Annotated in this window: 21 protein-coding genes and 1 pseudogene; 15 read left to right on the top strand and 7 right to left on the bottom strand. The window is 62.1% G+C overall.

From position 1 onward, the window contains the following. Positions 1-2 precede the first annotated feature (2 nt). The 8 genes from rimI (at position 3) to VSX56_RS13000 (ending at position 7,871) form a co-directional block, all read left to right on the top strand. A complete protein-coding gene (rimI, locus tag VSX56_RS13035; protein WP_350937694.1) occupies positions 3-428 on the top strand; it encodes a ribosomal protein S18-alanine N-acetyltransferase in 426 nt (141 codons plus the stop codon). A 156-nt stretch (positions 429-584) separates the two neighbouring features. Next, a complete protein-coding gene (locus VSX56_RS13030) occupies positions 585-1,574 on the top strand; it encodes a BMP family lipoprotein (protein WP_339111920.1) in 990 nt (329 codons plus the stop codon). A 13-nt stretch (positions 1,575-1,587) separates the two neighbouring features. Then, complete coding sequence (locus VSX56_RS13025) at positions 1,588-3,255, top strand: ABC transporter ATP-binding protein (RefSeq protein ID WP_350937745.1); 1,668 nt, start codon at positions 1,588-1,590, stop codon at positions 3,253-3,255. Further along, on the top strand, positions 3,255-4,343 hold the full coding sequence (locus VSX56_RS13020; RefSeq protein ID WP_350937691.1) for an ABC transporter permease: 1,089 nt from the start codon (positions 3,255-3,257) through the stop codon (positions 4,341-4,343). Before VSX56_RS13025 ends, VSX56_RS13020 begins: the two co-directional genes overlap by 1 nt. Then, positions 4,343-5,311, top strand: a complete 969-nt coding sequence (locus VSX56_RS13015) for an ABC transporter permease (RefSeq protein WP_350937689.1) — start codon at positions 4,343-4,345, stop codon at positions 5,309-5,311. The genes VSX56_RS13020 and VSX56_RS13015 overlap by 1 nt, the downstream gene beginning before the upstream one ends. Beyond that, positions 5,295-6,098, top strand: coding sequence for a purine-nucleoside phosphorylase (locus tag VSX56_RS13010; protein ID WP_350937687.1), 804 nt, complete (start codon positions 5,295-5,297; stop codon positions 6,096-6,098). Before VSX56_RS13015 ends, VSX56_RS13010 begins: the two co-directional genes overlap by 17 nt. Positions 6,099-6,198: 100 nt before the next feature. After that, positions 6,199-7,116, top strand: a complete 918-nt coding sequence (locus VSX56_RS13005) for a sulfite exporter TauE/SafE family protein (protein ID WP_339111916.1) — start codon at positions 6,199-6,201, stop codon at positions 7,114-7,116. Continuing rightward, positions 7,116-7,871, top strand: a complete 756-nt coding sequence (locus VSX56_RS13000) for a TIGR02186 family protein (RefSeq protein WP_339111915.1) — start codon at positions 7,116-7,118, stop codon at positions 7,869-7,871. Before VSX56_RS13005 ends, VSX56_RS13000 begins: the two co-directional genes overlap by 1 nt. Here VSX56_RS13000 and VSX56_RS12995 read toward each other — a convergent pair whose 3' ends face one another. Together VSX56_RS12995 and VSX56_RS12990 are read right to left on the bottom strand one after the other, a co-directional pair. Then, positions 7,872-9,437, bottom strand: a complete 1,566-nt coding sequence (locus VSX56_RS12995; RefSeq protein ID WP_434096032.1) for an ATP-dependent DNA helicase — start codon at positions 9,435-9,437, stop codon at positions 7,872-7,874. Between the two features lie 66 nt (positions 9,438-9,503). Continuing rightward, on the bottom strand, positions 9,504-11,498 hold the full coding sequence (locus VSX56_RS12990) for a methylmalonyl-CoA mutase family protein (RefSeq protein ID WP_350937685.1): 1,995 nt from the start codon (positions 11,496-11,498) through the stop codon (positions 9,504-9,506). A 425-nt stretch (positions 11,499-11,923) separates the two neighbouring features. Between VSX56_RS12990 and ccrA the strand changes: the two genes are divergently transcribed. Then, the gene (gene ccrA / locus VSX56_RS12985) at positions 11,924-13,216 is read left to right on the top strand and encodes a crotonyl-CoA carboxylase/reductase (RefSeq protein ID WP_339111913.1); all 1,293 of its coding nucleotides are present in this window, start codon (positions 11,924-11,926) and stop codon (positions 13,214-13,216) included. Positions 13,217-13,255: 39 nt separating this feature from the next. Here the strand turns inward: ccrA and VSX56_RS12980 are convergent, their stop codons facing one another. From VSX56_RS12980 to VSX56_RS12965, 4 genes are read right to left on the bottom strand one after another with little or no spacing between them, the layout of a single operon-like run. After that, on the bottom strand, positions 13,256-13,966 hold the full coding sequence (locus VSX56_RS12980; RefSeq protein WP_350937682.1) for a glycosyltransferase family 2 protein: 711 nt from the start codon (positions 13,964-13,966) through the stop codon (positions 13,256-13,258). Next, on the bottom strand, positions 13,951-14,538 hold the full coding sequence (locus VSX56_RS12975) for a DedA family protein (RefSeq protein WP_350937680.1): 588 nt from the start codon (positions 14,536-14,538) through the stop codon (positions 13,951-13,953). Before VSX56_RS12975 ends, VSX56_RS12980 begins: the two co-directional genes overlap by 16 nt. A 4-nt stretch (positions 14,539-14,542) precedes the next feature. Continuing rightward, a complete protein-coding gene (locus VSX56_RS12970) occupies positions 14,543-15,661 on the bottom strand; it encodes a ceramide glucosyltransferase (RefSeq protein ID WP_339111910.1) in 1,119 nt (372 codons plus the stop codon). Beyond that, positions 15,658-16,473: a UDP-2,3-diacylglucosamine diphosphatase gene (locus tag VSX56_RS12965; RefSeq protein ID WP_339111909.1), complete on the bottom strand. Its 816-nt coding sequence runs from the start codon at positions 16,471-16,473 to the stop codon at positions 15,658-15,660. Before VSX56_RS12965 ends, VSX56_RS12970 begins: the two co-directional genes overlap by 4 nt. 208 nt (positions 16,474-16,681) lie before the next feature. Here VSX56_RS12965 and VSX56_RS12960 point away from each other — a divergent pair, with 208 nt between their 5' ends. The 4 genes from VSX56_RS12960 to VSX56_RS12945 all read left to right on the top strand — a co-directional run bounded on the left by VSX56_RS12960 (position 16,682) and on the right by VSX56_RS12945 (position 20,159). Next, positions 16,682-16,960, top strand: coding sequence for a YMGG-like glycine zipper-containing protein (locus tag VSX56_RS12960; protein WP_350937676.1), 279 nt, complete (start codon positions 16,682-16,684; stop codon positions 16,958-16,960). A 153-nt stretch (positions 16,961-17,113) separates the two neighbouring features. Further along, positions 17,114-17,875 (top strand): alpha/beta fold hydrolase, encoded by a 762-nt coding sequence (locus tag VSX56_RS12955; RefSeq protein WP_350937673.1) that lies wholly within the window; start codon positions 17,114-17,116, stop codon positions 17,873-17,875. A gap of 302 nt (positions 17,876-18,177) precedes the next feature. After that, positions 18,178-18,384 carry a cold-shock protein gene (locus VSX56_RS12950; RefSeq protein ID WP_339111906.1) on the top strand — a complete coding sequence of 69 codons (207 nt, stop codon included), beginning with the start codon at positions 18,178-18,180 and terminating at the stop codon, positions 18,382-18,384. Positions 18,385-19,010: 626 nt separating this feature from the next. Then, entirely contained in the window at positions 19,011-20,159 is a 1,149-nt protein-coding gene (locus tag VSX56_RS12945; RefSeq protein WP_350937670.1) for a GAF domain-containing sensor histidine kinase, read from the top strand. Positions 20,160-20,174: 15 nt separating this feature from the next. Here the strand turns inward: VSX56_RS12945 and VSX56_RS12940 are convergent, their stop codons facing one another. Next, positions 20,175-20,537 carry a response regulator gene (locus tag VSX56_RS12940; protein ID WP_350937667.1) on the bottom strand — a complete coding sequence of 121 codons (363 nt, stop codon included), beginning with the start codon at positions 20,535-20,537 and terminating at the stop codon, positions 20,175-20,177. 653 nt (positions 20,538-21,190) lie between these two features. Between VSX56_RS12940 and VSX56_RS12935 the strand changes: the two genes are divergently transcribed. Then, positions 21,191-22,024: a transglutaminase-like domain-containing protein gene (locus tag VSX56_RS12935; protein ID WP_406871113.1), complete on the top strand. Its 834-nt coding sequence runs from the start codon at positions 21,191-21,193 to the stop codon at positions 22,022-22,024. A 365-nt stretch (positions 22,025-22,389) separates the two neighbouring features. Continuing rightward, positions 22,390-22,548, top strand: a pseudogene (locus tag VSX56_RS12930) (IS256 family transposase); the annotation flags it as partial.

Raw genomic sequence — 22,548 nt, 5'->3', positions numbered from 1 at the left:
CCATGACACCTGCCCAGATGGCCGCGATCCACAAACAGTGTTTCACGACCCCGCGCCCGTGGCGGGCCGAGGAATTCGCCGAGACGCTCTCGAAGAAATTCTACTTCTGCCTTTCGGAAGACCAGGGCTTCCTGATCGGTCGGGTGATCGCCGGAGAGGCGGAGCTCACCACCATCGCGGTGGCCCCCGCCGCGCGGCGTCAGGGCATTGCGCGCCGGTTGATGGCGCGGTTCGATGACGAGTTACGCGCCCGCAACGCCGAGATCGCCCATCTCGAGGTCGCGATGGAAAATCATTTTGCCCACGCACTTTACCTAGCGACGGGCTGGTCCGACAGCTGTATCCGCGAGAACTATTACCGCCATCCTGATGGCAAGCGGAGTGACGCGATCCTGATGGTGCGCGACTTCGGGCCGGACATTTTCTGACCAATCAGACGAAAAATGACGACCGCCCCCTACGGAGGGGTCAAATCTGACTTGACGCGTCTTGCCGAGTTCGGTCTGAATTGGCTATGGGGCACAGATAGAATGCCCTTCCACCGGCCCCTTCGGGCCGGCCAAGCCATGATCGGGGAGATATCCATGAGCTTTATGAAATCCATTCTCGGCGCTGCCGCGACGCTTGCGCTGACCGCGGGTGCCAGCCTTGCCGATCCGGCCTTGATCTACGATCTGGGTGGCAAATTCGATAAGAGCTTCAACGAGGCCGCGTTCAATGGCGCGAAACGCTGGGTCGAGGAGACCGGCGGCAGCTATAAAGAACTCGAGATGCAATCGGAAGCACAGCGCGAGCAGGCGCTCCGCCGTCTGGCCGAATCCGGCGCGAACCCGATCATTACTACCGGCTTCGCTTTCGGCGATACGCTGAACACCGTGGCGCCCGATTATCCGGACACCAAATTCGCGATCATCGACTCGGTCGTCGATCTGCCCAATGTCCGCTCGGTCGTGTTCAAGGAAGAACAAGGCTCGTATCTGGTCGGCATGCTGGCGGCAGAGGCCTCCAAATCCGGCACCGTCGGCTTTATCGGCGGCATGGACATCCCGCTGATCCGCAAATTCGCCTGTGGCTATGTGCAGGGCGCCAAAGCGGCCAATCCCGACATCAAGGTCGTTCAGGCCATGACCGGCACCACGCCCTCCGCATGGAATGATCCCGTGAAAGGTGCCGAGCTTGCCAAGGCGCAGATCAGCCAGGGTGCGGATGTGATCTATGCCGCCGCCGGTGGCACCGGTATCGGTATCCTGCAGGCCGCAGCCGACGAGAACATCCTGTCGATCGGCGTCGACAGCAACCAGAACATGCTGCATCCGGGCAAAGTGCTGACCTCCATGGTCAAGCGCGTGGATAACGCCGTCTATGACATGTTCACCGCGGGCCCCGATATGGAAACCGGCGTTGTGACGTTGGGTCTGGCCGATGACGGCGTGGGCTATGCAATGGACGAGAACAATGCCGATCTGGTCACCGCCGAGATGCGTGCACCGGTAGATGCGGCCGCCAAGAAGATCGCCGATGGCGAGCTGGAAGTGCATGATTACACCACGGACAGCACCTGCCCGGTCGAGTGATCCCATGAGCGATATGGCAACCAATATGACGCGGCAGGAAACTGCCGCGTCTGGCGTTAAGTCCGCCCCCGCAATCGAGCTGCGCGGCATCTCGAAGGCCTTCGGGCCGGTGCAGGCCAACAAGGACATCTCCATCAAGGTGATGCCCGGCACGATCCACGGCATTATCGGCGAGAATGGCGCGGGGAAATCCACGCTGATGTCGATCCTTTACGGCTTCTACAAGGCCGACCGTGGCGAAATCCTGATCAACGGGCGCGAGACCTTCATCCCCGATAGTCAGGCCGCGATCCGCGCGGGCATCGGTATGGTGTTCCAGCATTTCAAGCTGGTCCCGAATTTCACCGTGGTCGAGAACGTGATCCTCGGCGCCGAGGACGGCCGGCTGCTGCGCCCCTCCATCGCCAAGGCGCGGCGCGAACTGAAGCGGCTGGCCGAAGACTATGAAATGGATGTGGACCCCGACGAGCTGGTCGAGAACCTGAGTGTGGGCCACCAGCAGCGGGTTGAAATCCTCAAGGCGCTCTATCGTCAGGCCGAGATCCTGATTTTGGACGAACCTACCGGCGTGCTGACCCCCGCCGAGGCCGACCACCTGTTCCGCATTCTCGACACGCTGCGGGCCGAGGGAAAGACGATCCTGCTGATCACCCATAAGCTGCGCGAGATCATGATGGCGACCGATACGGTCTCCGTGATGCGGCGCGGCGAGATGACAGCCACCGTGAAGACCTCCGAGACCTCGCCCACCGAACTGGCCGAGTTGATGGTGGGCCGCAAGGTTCTGTTGAATGTCGAGAAGACCAAAGCCCGGCCCGGCAAGCCGATCCTCGAGATCCGCGACCTGCGCGTGCGCGACGAGGCCGGTGTCGAGCGTCTGAAAGGCGTCGATCTGGAGATCCGCGCGGGCGAGATCGTGGGTATTGCCGGTGTGGCCGGCAATGGCCAAACCGAGCTTCTGGAGGTCCTGGGCGGCTATCAGGTGGCCAGGGGCCAGATCAGCGTGAACGGCAAGGTTCTGGACCTGACCGGCCGCGCCGATGCGCAAAGCCGCCGCCGCGATGGCATCGCCCATGTCCCCGAAGACCGCCATCACCACGGGCTGATCCTCGATTTCCCCGCCTGGGAGAATTTCATCTTCGGCTATCACGGTGCGCCGGAATACCAGAAGAACGCTCTTCTGATGGATAATGCGGGCATCGTGAAGGCGACCGAAGGCGCGATGGAACGGTTCGATGTGCGCCCGCCGATCCCGTCTCTGGCGGCCAAGAATTTCTCGGGCGGCAACCAGCAGAAGATCGTGCTGGCGCGCGAGATCGAACGCAATCCCGCCCTTCTGCTGATCGGTCAACCGACGCGGGGCGTGGATATCGGCGCGATCGAGTTCATCCACAAGCGCATCATCGAACTGCGCGATGCGGGTGCGGCCATTTTGCTGGTCTCGGTCGAACTCGACGAGATCCGGTCGCTGTCGGACCGGATCGCGGTGATGTTCGATGGCGAGATCATGGGCTTCCGCGATCCGGCCACCACCGACGAGAAAGACCTCGGTCTGCTGATGGCGGGCATGCGTGACCCGAGCCCGATTGCCCGCGAAGATAACGACGACCAGCACCGCCATGACGACCATCTTCACGATGATGAGGATGACGGCGATGGCGATGACGGCGGAGAAGGCTGATGAAAAAACTACCGACTTGGGCCGATGTGGTCCTTGTGCCGCTGATCTCGATCCTGATGGCTGCGATCATCTCGGCCATCGTGGTGCTGGCCATCGGCGGCAACCCGATCGAGGTGATCTCGGTCATGTTCGAGGGCGCTTTGGGCACCCCCTATGGCTGGGGCTACACGCTTTATTACACCACCAGCTTCATCTTCACGGGTCTTGCCGTGACGGTCGCCTATCACGCGAGCCAGTTCAACATCGGCGCCGAGGGTCAGGCCCAGCTGGGCGGGCTTGGCGTGGCGCTGGTCTGCCTCGCGCTGCCTTGGCCCGCGTGGTGGCTGGCGCTTCCTGCGGCGATGGTGGGGGCGGCACTTTTTGGCGCGGCATGGGCCGCCATTCCGGGCTGGCTTGCGGCCAGACGCGGCAGCCATATCGTGATCACCACGATCATGTTCAACTACATCGCCTATAGCCTGCTGCAATATCTGCTGGTCACCGTCATGCGCCCCGAAGGCGCGATGGATCCGGCCACCGCGCGTTTTCCTGCGGGGGCGAGCCTGCCGACCTTCCACGATATTCCGGGGCTTGGCGCGATCTTCAAACCCTCGGTTCCGGCCAATATCACTTTCTTCATCGCCGTGGCGGCCTGTGTGCTGGTCTGGGTGCTCCTGTGGAAGACGAAACTCGGCTACGAAATCCGCGCCTTCGGCCTGAACGAGAAAGCCGCAAGCTATGCCGGTATCTCGCGCACCAAGATCATTCTGGGGTCCATGCTGATCTCGGGCGCGCTGGCGGGACTGATGTCGATCAATAACGTCATGGGCGAGGCCGAGCGTCTGTTGCAGAACTCCGCCGAAGGCGCGGGCTTTATCGGGATCGCCGTGGCGCTGATGGGCCGCAACCATCCGCTGGGGGTCTTCCTTGCGGCGTTCCTCTTCGGCTTCCTCTATCAGGGCGGTGCCGAGATGGGGCTCTGGACCTCGATCCCGATCGAGCTGCGCCTGCTGATCCAGGGTCTGGTCGTGCTCTTTACCGGCGCACTTGACGGGATGGTGCGGATGATGCTCCTGCCCTTCTTCCGCGTGAAACAGGGGGCCAAGTGATGGATTACGCAACCCTAATCGCCATTCTCGATTCCACCCTGCGGCTGGCGACGCCGCTGCTTCTGGCCTGCCTGGCGGGGCTTTACTCCGAGCGTTCGGGCGTGTTCGATATCGGGCTCGAAGGCAAGATGCTGATGGCCGCGATGACCTCGGGCGCAGTGGCCTACCTCACCGGCAATGTCTGGCTCGGCTGTCTGGCGGGGATCGTGGCCTCGATCCTGTTCTCGCTCCTGCATGGTCTGGCCTCGATCACCTTCCGTGGCAACCAGCTGATCTCGGGCGTGGCACTCAACTTCCTTGCCTCGGGCATGACGGTGCTCATCGCGCAGGCACTCTTCCATCAGGGCGGGCGCACACCGGCGCTTTCGGGCGAGGCGCGGTTCAATGAACTTCACCTGCCCTTCGAATATGCCGTCCGGCAGGTGCCCGTGATCGGCCCGCTTTACTCGGATGTCCTCTCGGGCCATTCGATCCTCGTCTATGTGGCGCTCCTTTGCGTGCCGCTGACATGGTGGGTGCTCTACCGCACCCGCTTCGGGCTGCGGCTGCGCGCCGTGGGCGAAAACCCCGAATCCGTCGATACCGCGGGTATTTCGGTGATCGGGCTGCGCTATGGCGCGGTAACCATCACAGGCGTGCTTTGCGGGCTCGCGGGCGCCTATATGGCCACCGGCCTGCAGGCAGGCTTTGGCCGCGAGATGGTGGCGGGGCGCGGCTATATCGCGCTGGCCGCCCTCATCTTTGCCAACTGGAAACCGTGGTCCGCGCTCTGGGCGACCCTGCTCTTCGGCTTTCTGCAGGCGCTGGCCCTGCGCCCCGATGTGCTGCAAAACACACTTCATGTGTCGGTTCCGGGTGCGCTTCTGGATGCGCTGCCCTATATCCTGACGGTGATCGTGCTGGCCGGTGTCGTCGGCAAACCCCATCCCCCGAAGGCCGGAGGCCAACCCTATGTCAAAGAGCGCTGAGCTGGCGGGCCTCATCCGCGAGCGGGCGGGCGATACGCCCCCCGCTATCGGGCTGGTTCTGGGGTCGGGTCTGGGCCATCTGGCCGAAGAGATCGACGGCACAGCCATTCCCTATGCCGACCTGCCGGGCTTTCCGCATGCGGGCGTTTCGGGCCATAACCCCAAGCTGGTGATCGGAGAGTTCGAAGGGGTGCGCGTGGCCGTCTTCGGGGGCCGTGTGCATTATTACGAGCATGGTAACCCCGCCGAGATGCGCCTGCCGCTCGAGATCCTGAAGGAGCTGGGCTGCGAGCGGCTGATCCTGACCAATGCGGCAGGCTCGCTACGCCCCGATATCCCGCCGGGCGGGCTGATGATGGTGGAAGACCATATCAATTTCGCGGGCCATAACCCGCTGATCGGCGAACCCACGGAGGCGCGTTTCGTGCCGATGACGGACGCCCATGACCTGGAGATGCGCGCGGGTCTCATGGCCGCGGCCCAAGCCGAGAGCATCGATCTGCCCACCGGTGTCTATTGCTGGTTCTCCGGTCCATCCTTCGAGACCCCAGCCGAGATCCGCGCCGCCAAAATCCTTGGTGCGGATGCCGTGGGCATGTCCACGGTGCCCGAGGTGATCCTCGCGCGGTTCCTGGGGCTCAGGGCCGCGGCCATTTCGGTCATCACCAATATGGGGGCGGGCATGAAAGCCGACGAGCAGATCAGCCATGCCCAGACCAAGGCGATGGCGCCCCTGGGCGCTGCCAAGCTCGAAAAGATCCTGCGACGATATCTGCGAAGTCTCTGACCCTGCCGCCTCCGGGGGCGAGGACGACCTGCCTTTCGCAAAGGTTTGACAGACCGGCAAGAGGCGCTCACAGTAAGTCACTGACATTGCGCGGATCCACATGCAAATCTATCTGCCCATCGCCGAAGTCTCGGTCAATTTCTTCCTCCTCTTCGGGATCGGCGGGATCGTCGGCATCCTGTCGGGGCTCTTCGGGGTGGGCGGCGGCTTCCTGATCACGCCGCTTCTGTTCTTCATCGGCATTCCGCCCACCGTCGCGGTGGCCACCGGCGCCAATCAGGTGGTGGCGTCCTCGGTCTCGGGTGTCCTCAGCCAGCTCAAGCGCAAGGCCGTGGATATCCCGATGGGGATGATCCTGCTGATTGGCGGTCTGATCGGCTCGGTCGCGGGGATCTCGATCTTCAATTACCTGCAGGCACTGGGCCAGATCGATCTGGCCGTGCAGCTGTGCTATGTGGTCTTTCTGGGCGGCGTCGGTCTTCTGATGTTCCTCGAGAGCCTGCGGGCGCTGCGGCGCACCAAAGGCGCCTCGGCCCGCCGAGGCAAGCGCAACAGCCACGGCTGGGTCCATAAACTGCCATTCAAGATGAAATTCCGCGCCTCGGGTCTCTATATCTCGATCATACCGCCGCTTCTGGTGGGGTTCTGCGTGGGGATTCTGGGCGCGGTAATGGGCGTGGGCGGCGGCTTCATCATGGTGCCTGCGATGATCTACCTACTGGGCATGCCCACCAAGGTCGTGATCGGCACCTCGTTGTTCCAGATCCTGTTCACCTCGGCGTTTACCACGATGATGCATGCCATCACCAACCAGTCGGTCGATGTCATGCTGGCCATCATGCTGATCTTGGGCGGGGTGATCGGGGCACAGATCGGCTCGGTGCTGGGCGGGCGGCTGAAGGCCGAACAGCTGCGCATCCTGCTGGCGGCGCTCGTGCTGCTCGTCGCGCTGAAACTGGGCTTCGATCTGGTGCTGAAGCCGAGCGAGCTTTACTCGATCTCGCTGGGAGATGGCTGATGCTGCGTCTTGCCCTTCTCCTGATTGTCATCGCCCTGCCCGCCCGTGCCGCCGAAACCGTGGTGGCCGGTCTCTCGCGCGAGAGTATCGGGATCACCACCTCCTTCGACGGCTCCGAGATCCTGATCTTCGGCGCGGTCAAACGCGCCGCCCCCGAGCCGAGCGGCCCGCTGGATGTGATCGTGACGCTGGAAGGTCCGCAAGGCCCCGTGACCGTGCGCCGTAAATCGCGCCAGATGGGGATCTGGATCAATACCGGCTCGGTCGAGATCCCTTCGGCCCCGACCTATTACGCCGTGGCCACCACCCGCCCCGAGCATGAGTTTCTGGCCCCCGAGGTTGACGAGATCTACCGCATCACCGTGCCGCAGGCCCTGCGCAATTATACCGATGCGATCGAGCGCGCCAATGCCGCCCCCTATGCCGAGGCGCTGCAGCGTATCCGGCTGCGCCAGAGCCTCTACAAGGATAATCCGGGCGATGTGAAACTGCTCGACGACACCCTGTTCCGCGCCGATTTCAAACTGCCTGCCAACCTGATCGAGGGCGATTACAAAGTGCGGATCTTCCTTGTGCGCAAATACCGCGTGATCGACGAATATACCGCCCCCGTGAGCGTGCGCAAAGTCGGGCTGGAACGCTGGCTCTATGCGCTGTCGCAAAACTATCCGCCGCTTTACGGCATCATGTCTCTGGCGCTCGCGGTGTTTGCGGGTTGGGCGGCCAATGCGGCCTTCCGCAGGTTCTTCAGCTGATCAGCCTTCAGGCGCGTCCTGGATCTCGAGCTTGAGCGCCTGCGCCGCCCCTTTGGGCAGATCCTCCACGCCCAGCGGCGCCGAAGGACGTGCCAGCCGCGCCCGCGTCACCCACAGAAGGCGATGCTCGGCACGGGTGATCGCCACATAGGCCAGACGTTTCCACAAGGGGATACCTGCCTCCACCCGCCCCGCACGGGCGGCCGCATAGATATCGGGCGCGAAGACCTGCACATCGCGCCATTGCGAGCCCTGAGCCTTGTGGATGGTCACCGCCGCCCCGTGCAGGAAGGTGGCCCCCATGCGCGCGGCAAAGGGGATGAAGGGCTCTTCCTCGTCGGGCAGCTCGATCTTCACGATCGAGGCCGCAGACAGGCGCGGATCTTCCGAGCCGATCACATGCAGCCGCGAGAAACCGGGTTTCTTGCCCGGCCCCAGATAAATGACCTGCGCGCCCTTGATCAGGCCGCGCGCTTCCAGATCGATCCGGCGTTTGCGGTGCTTCACCGGCAGCTCGATCCCGTCGCAGATCAGCGGCTCGCCTGGCAGCAGCTCATCGACCGGCGCGCTGAAGGCGCCGCGGAAGGCATGGATCAGCCGTATACGCGTGGCATTGCGCCAGACAAGCACCGGCGAGCGCGCCATCAGATCGGCCTCGACGCGGCCCGCCCAGACCACACGCTCGTCACCTGCGGCGCGGTCCTCGATCATCCGCTCGAACCGGTCGAAAGTGAGGGCGTCATCGGCCAGCGCATGGGCCAGATCGAGGATCGGATTATCCTGCGTCTGGCGGTGGATCCGGTGGAGCACATGTTTGCGCTCGTCGGGAAGTTTCTCGAAACTCATCTGGCCCGACTGGTTTACCGGCGCCAGCTGCGCCGGATCGCCGAACAGGATCAGCGTCGGAAAGATCTCGCGCAGATCGTCGAACTGGCGCTCGTCCAGCATCGAGGCCTCGTCGACAAAGCCGATATCGAGCGGATCCTCGCGCCGTTTCCAGCCCTGAATAAAATCGGAGCCGCGCAACCCCGCCGATGCGAGCGCGGCGGGCACGGATTTGTGGATATCGTAGAAGGCTTTGGCACGGTCGAGCATCTCTTCGGTCAACCCCTCGACCTTCAGGATATCGAGGTTCGGGCGCTCACCCTGGCCGCCCAACCACTCGGCGATCCGCTCGTATTCTGGGTCATAGACGGGGGTGTAGAGGATGCGGTGGATGGTGGTTGCCGGCACCCCGCGCGAGCGCAGCACCGAGGCCGCCTTATTGGTCGGCGCAAGGATCGCCAGCGTCCGGCGTTCCTTCTTTTTCTTGCCTTCGTAATCCCCCGAGACGATCTCGACGCCAGCCTCCTGCAGGGCCTTGTAGAGCGAGGACAGCAGCATGGTCTTGCCGGAGCCCGCCTTGCCGATCACCGAATGCACTTGGGCAGCCGAGGTTTCGGGCATCACCATACCGTCATCAACATCGACCCCTGCCTTGCGCAGAGCGTCGGCGACGGCATCCCAGGCCTCGGCCTGATCTTCGGAAAACTGGATTGCGGGCACATCATTCATGGCCGCGACCATAAAGAAGCCCGTCTACGGGCGGAAGAGCGAAAGCCCCCCGCCCACGCGGATTTCGAGCAGCCGCCCCTATTGCGCGGCCTGCGGTACGGCAAGCCCCACGATATCCATCATGATGCGGTTCAGCTCGAAATCCTTGGGCGTGTAGACCCGTGCCACGCCATAGCCCATCAGGCGTCTGGCATCGTCGTCGGGGATAATCCCGCCAACCAGCACGGGCACATCGGCAAGCCCCGCCTCGCGCATCCGCTCCATCAGCTCCTCGACCAGCGGCAGATGGCTGCCCGACAGGATCGAGACGCCCACCACATGCGCGTTTTCCTCGAGCGCACGGGCCACGATCTGCTCGGGCGTCAGGCGGATACCCTCATAGGTAATGTCCATGCCGCAATCGCGGGCGCGGAAGGCGATCTGCTCAGCCCCGTTGGAATGGCCATCGAGCCCGGGCTTGCCCACCACGAACTTGAGGCGCCGCCCGAGTTTGCGCGAGGCCTGCTCGACCGCCTCGCGGATATCATCCAGCCCTTCGGTGCGGTTGGAGGGCGTGCTGGCCACACCTGTCGGGCCGCGATATTCGCCATGAACGGCGCGCATGACCCCGGCCCATTCGCCCGTGGTCACGCCCGCGCGGGCCGCCTCGATCGAGGCAGGCATGACATTCTCGCCCTTTGACGCCGCAAGCCGAAGCGCCTCCAGCGCAGCGCTCACCCGCGCCCCGTCACGTTCCGCGCGCCACTCGGCCAAACGCGCCACCTGCTCGGCCTCGACCGCAGGGTCCACAACCATGATCCCGCCATCCCCGGCGGTCAGCGGCGAAGGCTCCCCCTGCTGCCAGCGGTTCACGCCCACCACGATCGTCTCCTCGGCCTCGATCCGCCCGATCCGGGCGGCATTGGCCTCCACCAGACGCGATTTCATGTAATCGATGGAGGCAATCGCCCCCCCCATCGCTTCGATCTGCGCCAGCTCCGAACGCGCGCCGTTCTTCAGCGCCTCGACCTTGGCGGCCACCGCCGGATTGCCATCAAACAGATCGCCATATTCCAGCAGATCGGTCTCGTAGGCCATGATCTGCTGCATCCGGAGCGACCACTGCTGGTCCCATGGGCGCGGCAGGCCCAGAGCCTCGTTCCATGCCGGCAGCTGCACCGCACGGGCGCGGGCATTCTTCGAGAGCGTCACGGCCAGCATCTCGATCAGGATACGATAGACGTTATTCTCGGGTTGCTGTTCGGTCAGACCGAGGCTGTTGACCTGCACCCCATAGCGGAAGCGGCGGTATTTCTCTTCCGCGATCCCATAACGCTCGCGGCAGATCTCGTCCCATAGCTCGGTGAAGGCGCGCATCTTGCACAGCTCGGTGACAAAGCGGATGCCCGCATTCACGAAGAACGAGATCCGCCCGACCATTTCGGGGAACGCCTCCACCGGCACCTTGGTCTTCAGGTCGTCGAGCACGGCAATCGCCGTGGCAAGCGCGAAGGCCAGCTCCTGCTCGGGCGTGGCCCCCGCCTCCTGCAGGTGGTAGGAACAGACATTCATCGGGTTCCATTTGGGCAGATGCTCGCGGGTATAGGCCGCCACATCGGTGATCATCGCAAGGCTCGGTTTGGGCGGGCAGATATAGGTCCCGCGCGAGAGATATTCCTTCACCAGATCGTTCTGCACGGTGCCCTGCAGCCGCGAGATATCGGCGCCCTGCTCCTCGGCCACCGCGATATAGAGCGACAGAAGCCACGGCGCGGTCGCGTTGATCGTCATCGAGGTATTCATCTGTTCGAGCGGAATATCGGCAAACAGCGCACGCATGTCGCCCAGATGGCAGACCGGCACACCCACCTTGCCCACCTCGCCCCGCGCGAGGATATGATCGCTATCATAGCCCGTCTGGGTGGGAAGATCGAAGGCCACGGACAGCCCCGTCTGCCCCTTGGCAAGGTTCGTGCGGTAAAGCTCATTCGATTTCCGAGCGGTCGAATGACCGGCATAGGTGCGAAACAGCCACGGCTTGTCACGAACGGGTAGATCGGTTCTGGTCTCGGTCATGGGCGGCCTCCCCTCCACGAATCCAATATGGAAACATAATTCCTGAAATTAGATACTACACGCAACTTTATAATAACAAGAAAATTCTGCATCGCAGAGATTGTCCGGCAAAACGCGCGTTTGCGCGCCACACGCCCAAGATGAGAGCTATATGTAAAGCTCTCCTTTCTTTTTACCCGAAAGTTACCGTTTGCCGCCAGAGTCATGCTATAAAATTTCTGCGGAAAGTCAGCACAGCAAGGCCGGACTACACGAAATCGCGACAGGACAGGGCACCAAAGCGGGTGGCTTGGCCGGTATGGCTACGCTCGGGAAAATACCCATTGCGACACAAAATTACAAAATCAAAATCTATATAGTTGCTTTGTTGCGTATCCGATTGTAGAACTGAGGAGCACCCAGACGATTCTGCGGCGCGGCATCTTGGGAAGAGGAAGATGGGGATGGCATTGGATAGCGACAGCAACATCATTCCGTATAAGGCGGAAGAGAAAGACCTATACGAGATCGGGGAAATCCCGCCTTTGGGCTATGTGCCGCCCAAGATGTATGCGTGGGCAATCCGCCGCGAGCGCCACGGCGCCCCCGAAGACTCCTTCCAGAAAGAAATCGTCGATACATGGACTATCGACAGCAACGAGGTGCTCGTCCTCGTGATGGCCGCGGGCGTAAACTATAATGGCGTCTGGGCGGGGCTCGGTGTGCCGATCAGCCCGTTCGACGTGCATAAGGCCCCCTACCATATCGCCGGTTCCGATGCCTCGGGCATCGTCTGGGCCGTGGGCGACAAGGTAAAGAACTGGAAAGTCGGCGACGAGGTGGTGATCCATTGCAATCAGGATGATGGCAATGACGAGGAATGCAATGGCGGCGATCCGATGTTCTCGCCCAGCCAGCGCATCTGGGGCTACGAGACGCAGGACGGCTCCTTCGCGCAGTTCACCCGCGTGCAGGCCCAGCAACTGATGCCGCGACCCCGGCATCTGACATGGGAAGAGAGTGCCTGCTATACGCTGACGCTGGCCACTGCCTATCGTATGCTGTTCGGCCATCACCCGCATGAGCTGAAACCGGGCCAGAACGTGCTGGTCTGGGGCGCCTCGGGCGGCCTCGGCTCCTATGCGATCCAGCTGGCCAATACCGCAGGCGCCAATGCGATCGGCGTGATCTCCGATGAATCCAAGCGCGAGTTCGTCATGGCACAGGGCGCCAAGGGCGTGATCAACCGCAAGGAATTCAAATGCTGGGGGCAGCTACCCACTGTCAACAGCCCCGAATATAACGACTGGCTGAAAGAGGCCCGCCGCTTCGGCAAGGCGATCTGGGACATCACCGGCAAGGGCGTGAATGTCGATATGGTCTTCGAGCATCCGGGCGAGAGCACCTTCCCCGTCTCCACCCTCGTGGTGAAAAAGGGCGGCATGGTGGTGATCTGCGCGGGCACGAGCGGGTTCAATTGCACCTTTGACGTGCGCTATATGTGGATGCACCAGAAGCGCCTGCAAGGCAGCCATTTCGCCAATCTCAAACAGGCAGCCTCGGCCAACCGGCTGATGATCGAACGGCGGCTCGATCCCTGCATGTCGGAAGTGTTCCCGTGGGAAGAAATCCCGCAATCCCATACCAAGATGATGCATAACCAGCATAAGCCGGGGAACATGGCGGTATTGGTGCAAGCAACCAGAACGGGCCTGCGCACCTTTGCCGATACGCTCGAAGCCAGCGGACAGGTCTGACCCGACACAGAAGGCTGCCAGAACGGCAGCCTTTTTGCGTTACATGGGGGCGTGACCGCCAGAGATATCCCGCACCCGCATCCGGCGCATCGACCAGATCTGGCCCCCCGCCTCCAGCGGGCTGATCACACGGAACATATCGGCCAGCATTGCCGCATCGGCGCGCAGACCCGCCGCCCAGCTGCCCAGTTTCGTGTGTTTGTAGGGGCTTGCCACATCGGGCCATTCGACCACCGCAATCCGCGCATTGTTGCGGATCAAGAGGCGGTTCATATGCACCTCCAGCCCGAAATGCGGCAGATCGTCGAGCCCCTCCATGAGCCAGTCACGCGGCAGAACCCGCTCGCCCGAGATGTAATCGAGCCCGATCATCCGCCAGACCATGGGCGCATTGCGGCGCAGGCTGATCGCCACATCGGCGCGCCCCCTCCGCACGGGGTCGAGCAGTTCCGACACATGCAGCCCTGTCAGACCCAGAAGATCGCTATCGAGGAGCATCACATGGCTGCCCGCCGCCGCCGCGATCCCCCGCGCCACCGCGGCCGATTTGCCGCCATTCTGCGCCTGCCGGATCAGCCTCACCGAGGGCAGCGTTGCCACCACGTCGGCGGTGCCATCGCTCGATCCGTCATCCACCACGATGACCTCATGGATCGCGGGATGGCACAGCACCGCCTCCAGAACGCGGCGGATACGGGGCGCCTCGTTATAGGCGGGGATCACGCAACTGATGCTTAGTCCTGCGGACATGACGACTGCCTCTTGTGATGGATATACCAGCCGATGCCGGCGATAACGAGTATTGCAAGAACGATGATGGAGCCCTTCGAGATCCATCCGTCGATCCGCGCATAGGCCGAGCCCATGAAATAGCCCAGAGCCATGAGTGCGCCGGTTTTGGGGATCGTCGCCAGAAAATTATACAGAAAGAACGGGACGACCGGCATCCGCGAGATACCGGCCGCCACCAGAATGGCCGCCCCTGCGGAATGGGTAATTTTACCCGCGATCAGGGTGCGCCCGCCTTTCTCGCGGAAATGGCGCAGCATCTTGCGCAGGCGCCGTCCGTCGAGCCCCAGCCTGTGGCGCCATTTCGGCGGCACGATCCCCAGCCCCTTGCGGCCAAGGAAATAGAAACCCAGATCGCCAATCAGATCGCCTGCGACCAGAACGAAGAACAAGGGCACCACGTCAAAGGCGCCATTCGAGGCGAGCCACGAGGCCAGCACGGTCACGATAGGCCCTTCCAGAATGGAAAGGCCGCCCACCAGCACAAGCCCGTGGGACGACAAAAGCGCTATAATCTGGTCGAGACCGAACATAGGGTTACTTCGCGGCTTTCGGAGGTGTCAGGGCGCCATTCCGGTCCATAGCCGAGCCACGCCACTCGAACCCGCGCCGCGCCCATGTCATGACCCAGAGCGCGGGCATCAGTATATCCCGCGCGACCATCGCCGCCACATCACGCGCGCCATGCGGCCAGCCCGCCCGTTTGGCCAGCGCCCATTCCGCCAGATACCACACACAGCATAGCACAGGGATCAGCGCCCATGCTCCCGCCAGCCCCAGAGCCAGCGCGGGCAACCACGGCCCAAGCAAGATCTCGGCGGCGAAAATCATCAGGAATCCGTCGCGGCGGACCCGCGCCCAGCGCAGCTGCCGGTCCCAGACCGCGCGGAAGCCACGGGAGCCCACCGGCTGCGCAAAGGGCTTACGGACCACCCGCACCTTCAGCCCCTGACGGCGCACGGCCTTGGTCGAGGCCACATCCTCGGCCAGATCGCGCCCCAGAGCCACCAGACCACCCGCCTTCTCCAGCACATCGCGACGCCAGCACAGTGTCTTGCCCTGCGCGAACCCATTGCCCAGCATATCCGCCGACAACTGCCAGCGGGCCTGGAAACTGTTGAGGAAAGCGGCCTCGACAGCGCCCCAGAAATTTCCGGCGCGGATCCCGATGGGCGGGCTGGTCACCAGCCCCGTATCGGCTTCCACCACCTCCAGCATCCGGTCGATATAATCGGGCGGCAGCAGCAGATTGGCATCGGCCATCGCGATCCATTCGCCGTGCGCGGCCCTGAACCCTTTTTCGAGATTGTTCAGCTTGGGATTGCCGGTAATCCGGTCCTCACCAATCAGGATCTGGCATGACACCCGCGGATAACGCGCCGCAAGCGCGCGCAGCACCTCTACCGCCGGATCATGCTCCACCGCGGCGCAGAAGATCACTTCATAAGAGGGATAATCGAGTTTGAAGCTGGTCTCGAGCGTCTCGGCGTCGAACCGGTCAAGCCCGCAGACCGGCCGTAGGAGGGTGACCATCGGGCGCGCCGCGATCTCGGCGGCTGGTCTGCGGCGATATCGCCAGAGCCCCTGCGCCACCGTCACCAGATGCACACCGAAAAGCACGCCGAAGATCGCGAGAAAGATCATGGACCAGCTCATACCCGCACCTCCGCAGGCTGCGGCAGCTTGCGGCTCTGGCGCTTGGCCACAGGCCGCAGCTCAAGCAACTCCAGCCGTCCGTCCTCGGTTTCGACCATCGCCGTGTAGCTATCGATCCAGTCGCCGCAATTGGCATAGACCAGCCCCTCGACATTGCGCAGGGCCGGCTTGTGGAAATGGCCGCAGACCACGCCATCAGCCTCCCGCGCCCGCACCAGCTCCATCAGGCGCCCCTCATAGCGATTGCCTGCGGTCATCAGCATATTCACACCCGTCACAAGCATCTCGACCAGATTCCGCTCGGGTTCACGGTGGAACGACCGCGACAGTCCCCGCCGCGCCCACGCGTCAAACCGGCGCAGCCCCGCATCCAGCCGCGACCCGAGCCGTGTCATGAAATGGAAGCGCAGGAGCCGTGCATCGCATTGATCGCCATGCAGGACCAGAAAGCGGCGGCCGTCGGCGCTCTGGTGGATCGCCTCATTGACCAGCTCCATACCCTGAAACTGGCGCCCCAGACGTTTGCGAAGCTCTGCATCGTGATTGCCCGGCAGGTAGACCACCCTGACGCCCGCGCGGATACGGGCACGCAACTCGTCCATCACCGCGTCATGAGTGGCCGACCAGTTGGGCTTGCCACCATGCCAGATATCAAGAATATCGCCCACCAGATAGATCGTCTCGGCCTCGGTCTGGCGCAGGAATTCCAGAAACCGCCCCGCCTGACTCCCCCACGCTCCCAAATGCAGGTCCGATACGAAAAGCGTTCTGACACGCCTCGGGCGCAGTGGCGGGATGAAGCTGCCGGTCATACCCTGATCCTTATACGTCTTCTATTGTCTTTGGTGCCAAGCGGATACGAAGTTCCAATGACACATAGATGAAGCATTCATGACGGTCGGCAAGGTGCGGACGATAACATTGACGGGAACTTGTCGCGACGACGCGCGTTGGGCCTCCGACGGATCGGAGACGCGATCCATGAAAAGGCCCGTTAAAGGCCGGTAACTGGAGATCAAAATGAAAAAACTTCTGCTCGTTCTGCCGATGGTCGCCGCTCTCGCAGCCTGCCAGACCGCAAACCAGACCCGCGCCGCAGGCGCATTGGGTGGCGCGGCGCTTGGCGCGAATATCGCCGACAACAATGACGAGAACGCCATCTCGGGTGCGGCAGCCGGTGCCGCTGTCGGCCTGATCGCGGGTCAGGCTGTCGCAAGCCGCACCAATCCCGATGCGCAGACCTGCCGTTATACCGACTCCTATGGCCGCTCCTACACTGCAGCCTGCCCTGCACGCTGATCCGGCGCGGACTGCGGGAAAGTAAAGCCGACGGGATCATCCCGTCGGCTTTTTGCATGGCCGCGTCTCCGATCATTTCACGTGAAACCCCGTTTGAGGCGGCAAATTGCAGGGGCTGGACTTGCACGATATGAAGGGGAGGAGGAGATCACCGTGCCGCCCCTATCCCTGACCCGCCTTTATGACACCTCCGCATTTGCCGTCGATTACCATGAGGGGGATGGGGATGCGCTGGTTCTGTCTTTTTCCTCGATAGGCCATGATGCGACGCGTCTGCCCTCGCCGGAATTCGTGGCCTCTGCCATTGGTCACCGGCAGGGTGGCAACCGGCGTGCACTTTTCTTCATGGATGCCGCGCGCAGCTGGGGCAATACGCCGCTTTTCCCCGAGATCGTCCGGCGCGCCTATGCCCATGCTTGTGCGCAGCGCCCTGTGCGCCAGCTGATCGCGCTCGGGCTTTCCATGGGCGCCTATCAGGCGTTGATTGCCGCGCAGATCCTGCCAGTAGACACGGTGCTGGCCTTCGGGCCGCAATATTCACTGGAACTGGCCGCCAACCGGAGGGAATGGCAGCCTTGGGTCGCGCGCATCGACCAGCCCCTTTGGCCAACAGCCCCCCTTCCCGCCGCGCCCTGTCGGACCTTCCTCGTTCACGCCCTGCGCGACGATCTGGACCATGCGCAGGGCTTCCGGCCCGCAAGGGGTGTGGATCACATCCTCTTCGACGATCTCGATCATTCCTCCTTGTTACCACATCTGAAACGCCGCGGATGCCTCGACGGGGTGATTGACGCCGCCGTGGCCCAAGACAGACGCCGGATGCTCCGCATTCTCCAGAGCGCGGGCGGAAGACGGCGAAAGGAGAGCGTTCTCCAGGCCGGGTCACCCCCGGCACAAAGGCAGGACACACAGTAAAGAATGCGGAAATCCGACCTTTGACGCGTCTGAGACAGATAGCCATATGCGCAGGAAGCGGATACGGGACAGAGCGCCCCGTCCCCCTCGCGCTTCCGCACAGGTCACCGACCTTGGACAGGAACGCAATCGACCGCAACTAAACTATTGATTTTTTTCGGGCCGGCACTATGTAGGACGTGCTTACGTTTCTTCTCTTCGTTATTCCGCCGCCACTAGCTTGGTTTCGGTTGATCGGCTTGGATCGACTATGCCGGGCTGCCGCGATCTTGTGGGCAGCGTTTATCAAGGAGACCACGGACATGGCCAACGGCACCGTGAAATGGTTCAACAGCACCAAAGGCTTCGGCTTCATTCAGCCCGAAAACGGCAATAAAGATATTTTCCTGCACATCTCTGCCGTCGAACGCGCCGGGATCAGCCGGATTGAAGACGGTCAGGCTGTCACTTTCGACATCGAAAGCGGTCGTGACGGTCGCGAATCCGCTGTCAACTTGGCACTTGCGTGATGACGTAGCTGGGAGACCTGCTTGAAGGTATTCCGGCTCAGAAAAGAAAAGGCGGGCGGCTTTTGACGCCCGCCTTTTCCATTCCGGCTGTAAATGCCGTAACTGCGCCTGAAAAGACGCTCACAAGCACGGGACGATAGCGACGGATCCCCATCCCGATACCGCCGCTTTCCACGCTTCTGCCTGCACGAAATTTTCCACAAACATTTCTGTAGCTCATCATAAACCGAGCAACACGAAAGGGCGGTCGCAGGCTATTTCCATCCGGCAGTGCCCTGATGCGGGACCAGTCGTGACCATCGTCGCGCCAAGCTGGCGATCTCCTGCATTTTCGACAAGCATTGCGGGCGACCCTTCCGGACAGGCAGCGCCGGAACTGCAGTCCCGGACCGGAACAAAACCATGTTGCCAGGACAAGAGGAAACGGTCACCCTCAATCCGGCACAGGAGAGTGTCGCGAAACGCTTCGGCTCCCCGGACATTCGGGGACACGCATCGGCCCTTGGAATTCAACATCGTGTCAAGTAAGTTGCCCCGAGACCACCTTACTGGCCAGGCGCGTGTTACCTAATATTGATCCCCTTCAAGACAGTATCCGGCAGGTCGATCTTGTCTCCGATATTTCGATGATCCTCGACGCTTGCGGAACGGCAACCGGTATGGGTTTTGTTGCCGTTGCTCGGGTAACCGACAACCGCTGGATAACCTGCGCGTCCCGTGATCGGGTGAATTTCGGTCTGACGCCCGGCGATGAGCTTGATGTGGCATCGACAATCTGCAGCGAAGTACGAGCCTGCCGCAGCAGCATCACGATTTCGGATGTGGATGATAGCGAGATCTACCGCGACCACCCCACGCCCCGTCAATACGGTTTCAAAAGCTACATATCGGTTCCGATCATCAAAAGCGATGACAGCATCTGGGGCACGCTATGCGCCATCGACCCGAACCCGCGCGAAATCGGGTCGCATGCGGAACAGCTGTTTACGATCTTTGCAAGATTGATCGCCCGCGAGCTCGACCGTCAGGACGAGCTTACCAAGGGGCGTGAAGAGCTGGCAGAAGGTCGCGCCACCCTTCAGACCGAACGCGATACGGCACGGTTGAGGGAAGAGTTCATCGCCATCGTTGGGCACGATCTGCGCAATCCGATCGCCGCGGTTACATCCGGCTTACGGATGATCGAGAAACCCGACATTTCTCCGGATCGCCGGGCGATGCTCGTGTTCGAGATGCAGCGAGCGCTGACGCGGGCCAGCCAGATCATAACCAACTTGATGGATTTTGCCCGTGGCCGCCTTGGGGCCGGGATAGACGTGAATGCGCCCGCGCCGATCGACCTCGTGCCGGTGTTTCGTGACGTGATTGGCGAGATCGAGCAGATTGCCGGTCAACCAGTCCTGTCCTCGATCGACCTGCCGCGTGCTCTGGTTGCCGATCCGCAGCGGCTTGCTCAACTTTTGTCAAACCTTCTGGGCAATGCCGTGGCCCACGGCGCCCCCAACCAACCGATTTCGGTCGACATTGCCGAGCGAAACGGTGAGCTGGTCGCCAGTGTCACGAACCAGGGCACGCCGATCCCGCCAGAGATGCACCCGTCATTGTTCCACCCCTTCTCGCGCAATGAAAGCAATCAGAAGGGTCTTCAAGGCCTCGGCCTGGGCCTATACATCGCGTCGCAAATCGCTCTGGCGCATGGCGGACGGCTCGATGTTTCGTCCTCGGCGGAGGCCGGCACGACATTCACCCTGCATATGCCGGCCAAACCGGCCTGAGCGCGTGATCTGAGATCATGGCATCCGGCCAAGCGCCGCAATAACATCCTCGGCGGCAAGAGGCTTCGCGAGAAATGGACTGTGTTCCGGCATGGCATGAGAGGCGGGGCGTGTGCCACCCGACATGATGAGGATCCGGCAACTGTCAGACCGCCGCCGCACTTGCGATGCAAGGGCGACACCGTTCATGTCGCCCGGCATATCGATATCGGTGACAAGCACGTCAACCGTATCGCCACCGTCTATGACACGAAGTGCCGTTGCCGCATCTTCCGCTTCCAGAACATTATATCCCAGATCCGCAAAACCGAGCGCCAGATCCATGCGAATTATCGGCTCGTCCTCGACAACGAGAATCGTCAGGCTCTTGTCAGTCATGCGGTCGCTCCAATCCTACAGGTGAACTGCAACGCAGCCAGCGCTCGCGCGCTCTACGATACTCAGGACAACGGCTCGGGAGCACACGCGTTCCCCTTTTTCTTTTCGGCCCATGATTTTTTGAGTAAAATTGTCAAGTAAGACCGCGCCTCCGGTAGGGCCGGCGCCGCTTCCATGACGAATAATATGCGCGAAACCCGCGACAGCGGCATGGACGCCGATATCCTCCAAAGACCATGCCCTGTGCCCTACGGCGACGCTCGGCAACGCTCGGCGAGACCGCACGGTCCGAGGCCGTCAATCGTGACAGACCTGCCATTGCAATTCAGGCGCGGCGCTCTATATTTTGTATCAACACCTGTCGCGCATCCCAAATTTAGAGCTTCAGAGGGAAAGGTTGCCCCGGCCGATTGTCCGGCATGCGCGGCCCCAATACCGGAGCTCTCATGCGCCGCTCGCTTCCGCAGAACGACCCCACGCCCAGACATCTCACGCGCCGAACGGATCGGCGCCGAGGACTGGCTTTCAGGCAGGCTCTTTTTTCTGCCCCGCCTCTGACCAAGCAACCGCAACAACCTCTTGCGAGGTGATTGAAAGGATCGTCCGTGACCAAGGACACCCGCCCCTCTTCGATGGCAGACCGGAATTCGGCGCTGCGTATGAATATCGGGTGCACTATCACCCACACCCTGACCCAGCCGACTCCTCTGATCGCGCTGCTGAATGTGCATTACTCGCGGTTCGGCGACCTCGAGCGCGCGGATTACCTTGTGACCCGGCCCAGCGTTCCGCTCGAAAGCTATCGCGACGGCTTCGGTAACTGGTGTACGCGCATGGTGGCCCCCCCGGGAGAATTCACCCTGACGACTGACGGTATCTTCCGCGATGCAGGCAACCCTGATCCCTATTGCCCCGATGCACAGCAACATGCCGTGGAAGACTTGCCCTTCGATACGCTCGTCTACCTGCTGGGCAGCCGCTACTGCGATACGGACCTGTTGTCCGAGCGCGCCTGGGCGCTGTTCGGAAAGACCGATCAGGGCTGGTCGCGGGTGCAGGCGATCTGCGACTATGTGCATGACACCATAAGCTTCGACTACATGAAAGCCGACGCAACCCGGACGGCAGCGCAGACCTTGGCCGGAGGCTTCGGGGTCTGCCGCGATTTCACCCATCTCGGTATTGCGCTTTGCCGTTGCATGAACATTCCGGCCAGATACTGCACAGGCTATCTGAGCGAAATCGGCGAGCCGCTGCCCCATGCCGAAGACGATTTCGCTGCATGGATGGAGGTCTATCTGGGCGGCCAATGGTGGGTGTTCGATCCTCGAAACAACAAACGGCGCACCGGGCGCATTCTCGTGGCGCGCGGCAGGGACGCCGCAGACGTGCCGCTGACACAGATATTCGGGCCGGGAACCCTGTCGGAGTTTGAAGTGTGGACTCAGGAAGTGCAGGGCGAAAGAGCAGTCTCTTCCGGGAGCTGACCTTCAAGAGCCAGGGCCATGGCCCTTTCCGTCAACGGGCGCCTGCCCGCTTGCCGGGGTCTTTCAATATTTCCAAGGACAATCCAGATGAGCCCATAAATCCGTGCAACGACCTTTCCGCGCATGTCAGGCGAGTTCCGGCCTGCCAGCCTTCACTCACCGGATGAGGCCCTCGCAGGCCAAGCGGCTTCATGCTCAGAACATGATCGAACCGCTACGCCTCCGGACGCCCTGCGGCGATCAGAGCTGGCAGAACACAGCCTCAGCCGGGATCGTGTCCCACGGGGTGGTGTAGCTCAGGTGGCCATCGGGTTTCTTAGTAAGGTCGGGTTGCTAGACTCAATCTGATCCAAGGATGACACCCGATGACCAAACCTATGATGGACCTTCGCGCGCTTGTCGAACAGAGCGGCGATGCAGATTTACTGCGTGAGATGATTGGCTTTGCCGCCGAGCGACTAATGGAGCTCGAGGTTGGCGCCAAGACCGGCGCGGACTATGGCGAGAAGAGTGCCGAACGACTG

The organism is Thioclava kandeliae (genome assembly GCF_040297545.1).
Classification (GTDB): domain Bacteria; phylum Pseudomonadota; class Alphaproteobacteria; order Rhodobacterales; family Rhodobacteraceae; genus Thioclava; species Thioclava kandeliae.
The sequence above is the reverse complement of the archived record's forward strand: the minus strand, read 5'-3'. Positions and strand labels throughout refer to the sequence as shown.

Excerpts from the sequence above, each read along its gene's own strand:
- VSX56_RS12950 (WP_339111906.1), top strand. The coding sequence starts at position 18,178 with ATGGCCAACGGCACCGTGAAATGGTTCAACAGCACCAAAGGCTTCGGC.
- VSX56_RS13020 (WP_350937691.1), top strand. The coding sequence starts at position 3,255 with ATGAAAAAACTACCGACTTGGGCCGATGTGGTCCTTGTGCCGCTGATC.
- VSX56_RS12945 (WP_350937670.1), top strand. The coding sequence starts at position 19,011 with ATGATCCTCGACGCTTGCGGAACGGCAACCGGTATGGGTTTTGTTGCC.
- rimI (WP_350937694.1), top strand. The coding sequence starts at position 3 with ATGACACCTGCCCAGATGGCCGCGATCCACAAACAGTGTTTCACGACC.
- VSX56_RS12965 (WP_339111909.1), bottom strand. The coding sequence starts at position 16,473 with ATGACCGGCAGCTTCATCCCGCCACTGCGCCCGAGGCGTGTCAGAACG.
- VSX56_RS13015 (WP_350937689.1), top strand. The coding sequence starts at position 4,343 with ATGGATTACGCAACCCTAATCGCCATTCTCGATTCCACCCTGCGGCTG.
- VSX56_RS13005 (WP_339111916.1), top strand. The coding sequence starts at position 6,199 with ATGCAAATCTATCTGCCCATCGCCGAAGTCTCGGTCAATTTCTTCCTC.
- VSX56_RS13030 (WP_339111920.1), top strand. The coding sequence starts at position 585 with ATGAGCTTTATGAAATCCATTCTCGGCGCTGCCGCGACGCTTGCGCTG.
- VSX56_RS13000 (WP_339111915.1), top strand. The coding sequence starts at position 7,116 with ATGCTGCGTCTTGCCCTTCTCCTGATTGTCATCGCCCTGCCCGCCCGT.
- VSX56_RS12960 (WP_350937676.1), top strand. The coding sequence starts at position 16,682 with ATGAAAAAACTTCTGCTCGTTCTGCCGATGGTCGCCGCTCTCGCAGCC.
- VSX56_RS13010 (WP_350937687.1), top strand. The coding sequence starts at position 5,295 with ATGTCAAAGAGCGCTGAGCTGGCGGGCCTCATCCGCGAGCGGGCGGGC.
- VSX56_RS12980 (WP_350937682.1), bottom strand. The coding sequence starts at position 13,966 with ATGTCCGCAGGACTAAGCATCAGTTGCGTGATCCCCGCCTATAACGAG.
- VSX56_RS13025 (WP_350937745.1), top strand. The coding sequence starts at position 1,588 with ATGGCAACCAATATGACGCGGCAGGAAACTGCCGCGTCTGGCGTTAAG.
- VSX56_RS12975 (WP_350937680.1), bottom strand. The coding sequence starts at position 14,538 with ATGTTCGGTCTCGACCAGATTATAGCGCTTTTGTCGTCCCACGGGCTT.
- VSX56_RS12995 (WP_434096032.1), bottom strand. The coding sequence starts at position 9,437 with ATGGTCGCGGCCATGAATGATGTGCCCGCAATCCAGTTTTCCGAAGAT.
- VSX56_RS12940 (WP_350937667.1), bottom strand. The coding sequence starts at position 20,537 with ATGACTGACAAGAGCCTGACGATTCTCGTTGTCGAGGACGAGCCGATA.
- ccrA (WP_339111913.1), top strand. The coding sequence starts at position 11,924 with ATGGCATTGGATAGCGACAGCAACATCATTCCGTATAAGGCGGAAGAG.
- VSX56_RS12970 (WP_339111910.1), bottom strand. The coding sequence starts at position 15,661 with ATGAGCTGGTCCATGATCTTTCTCGCGATCTTCGGCGTGCTTTTCGGT.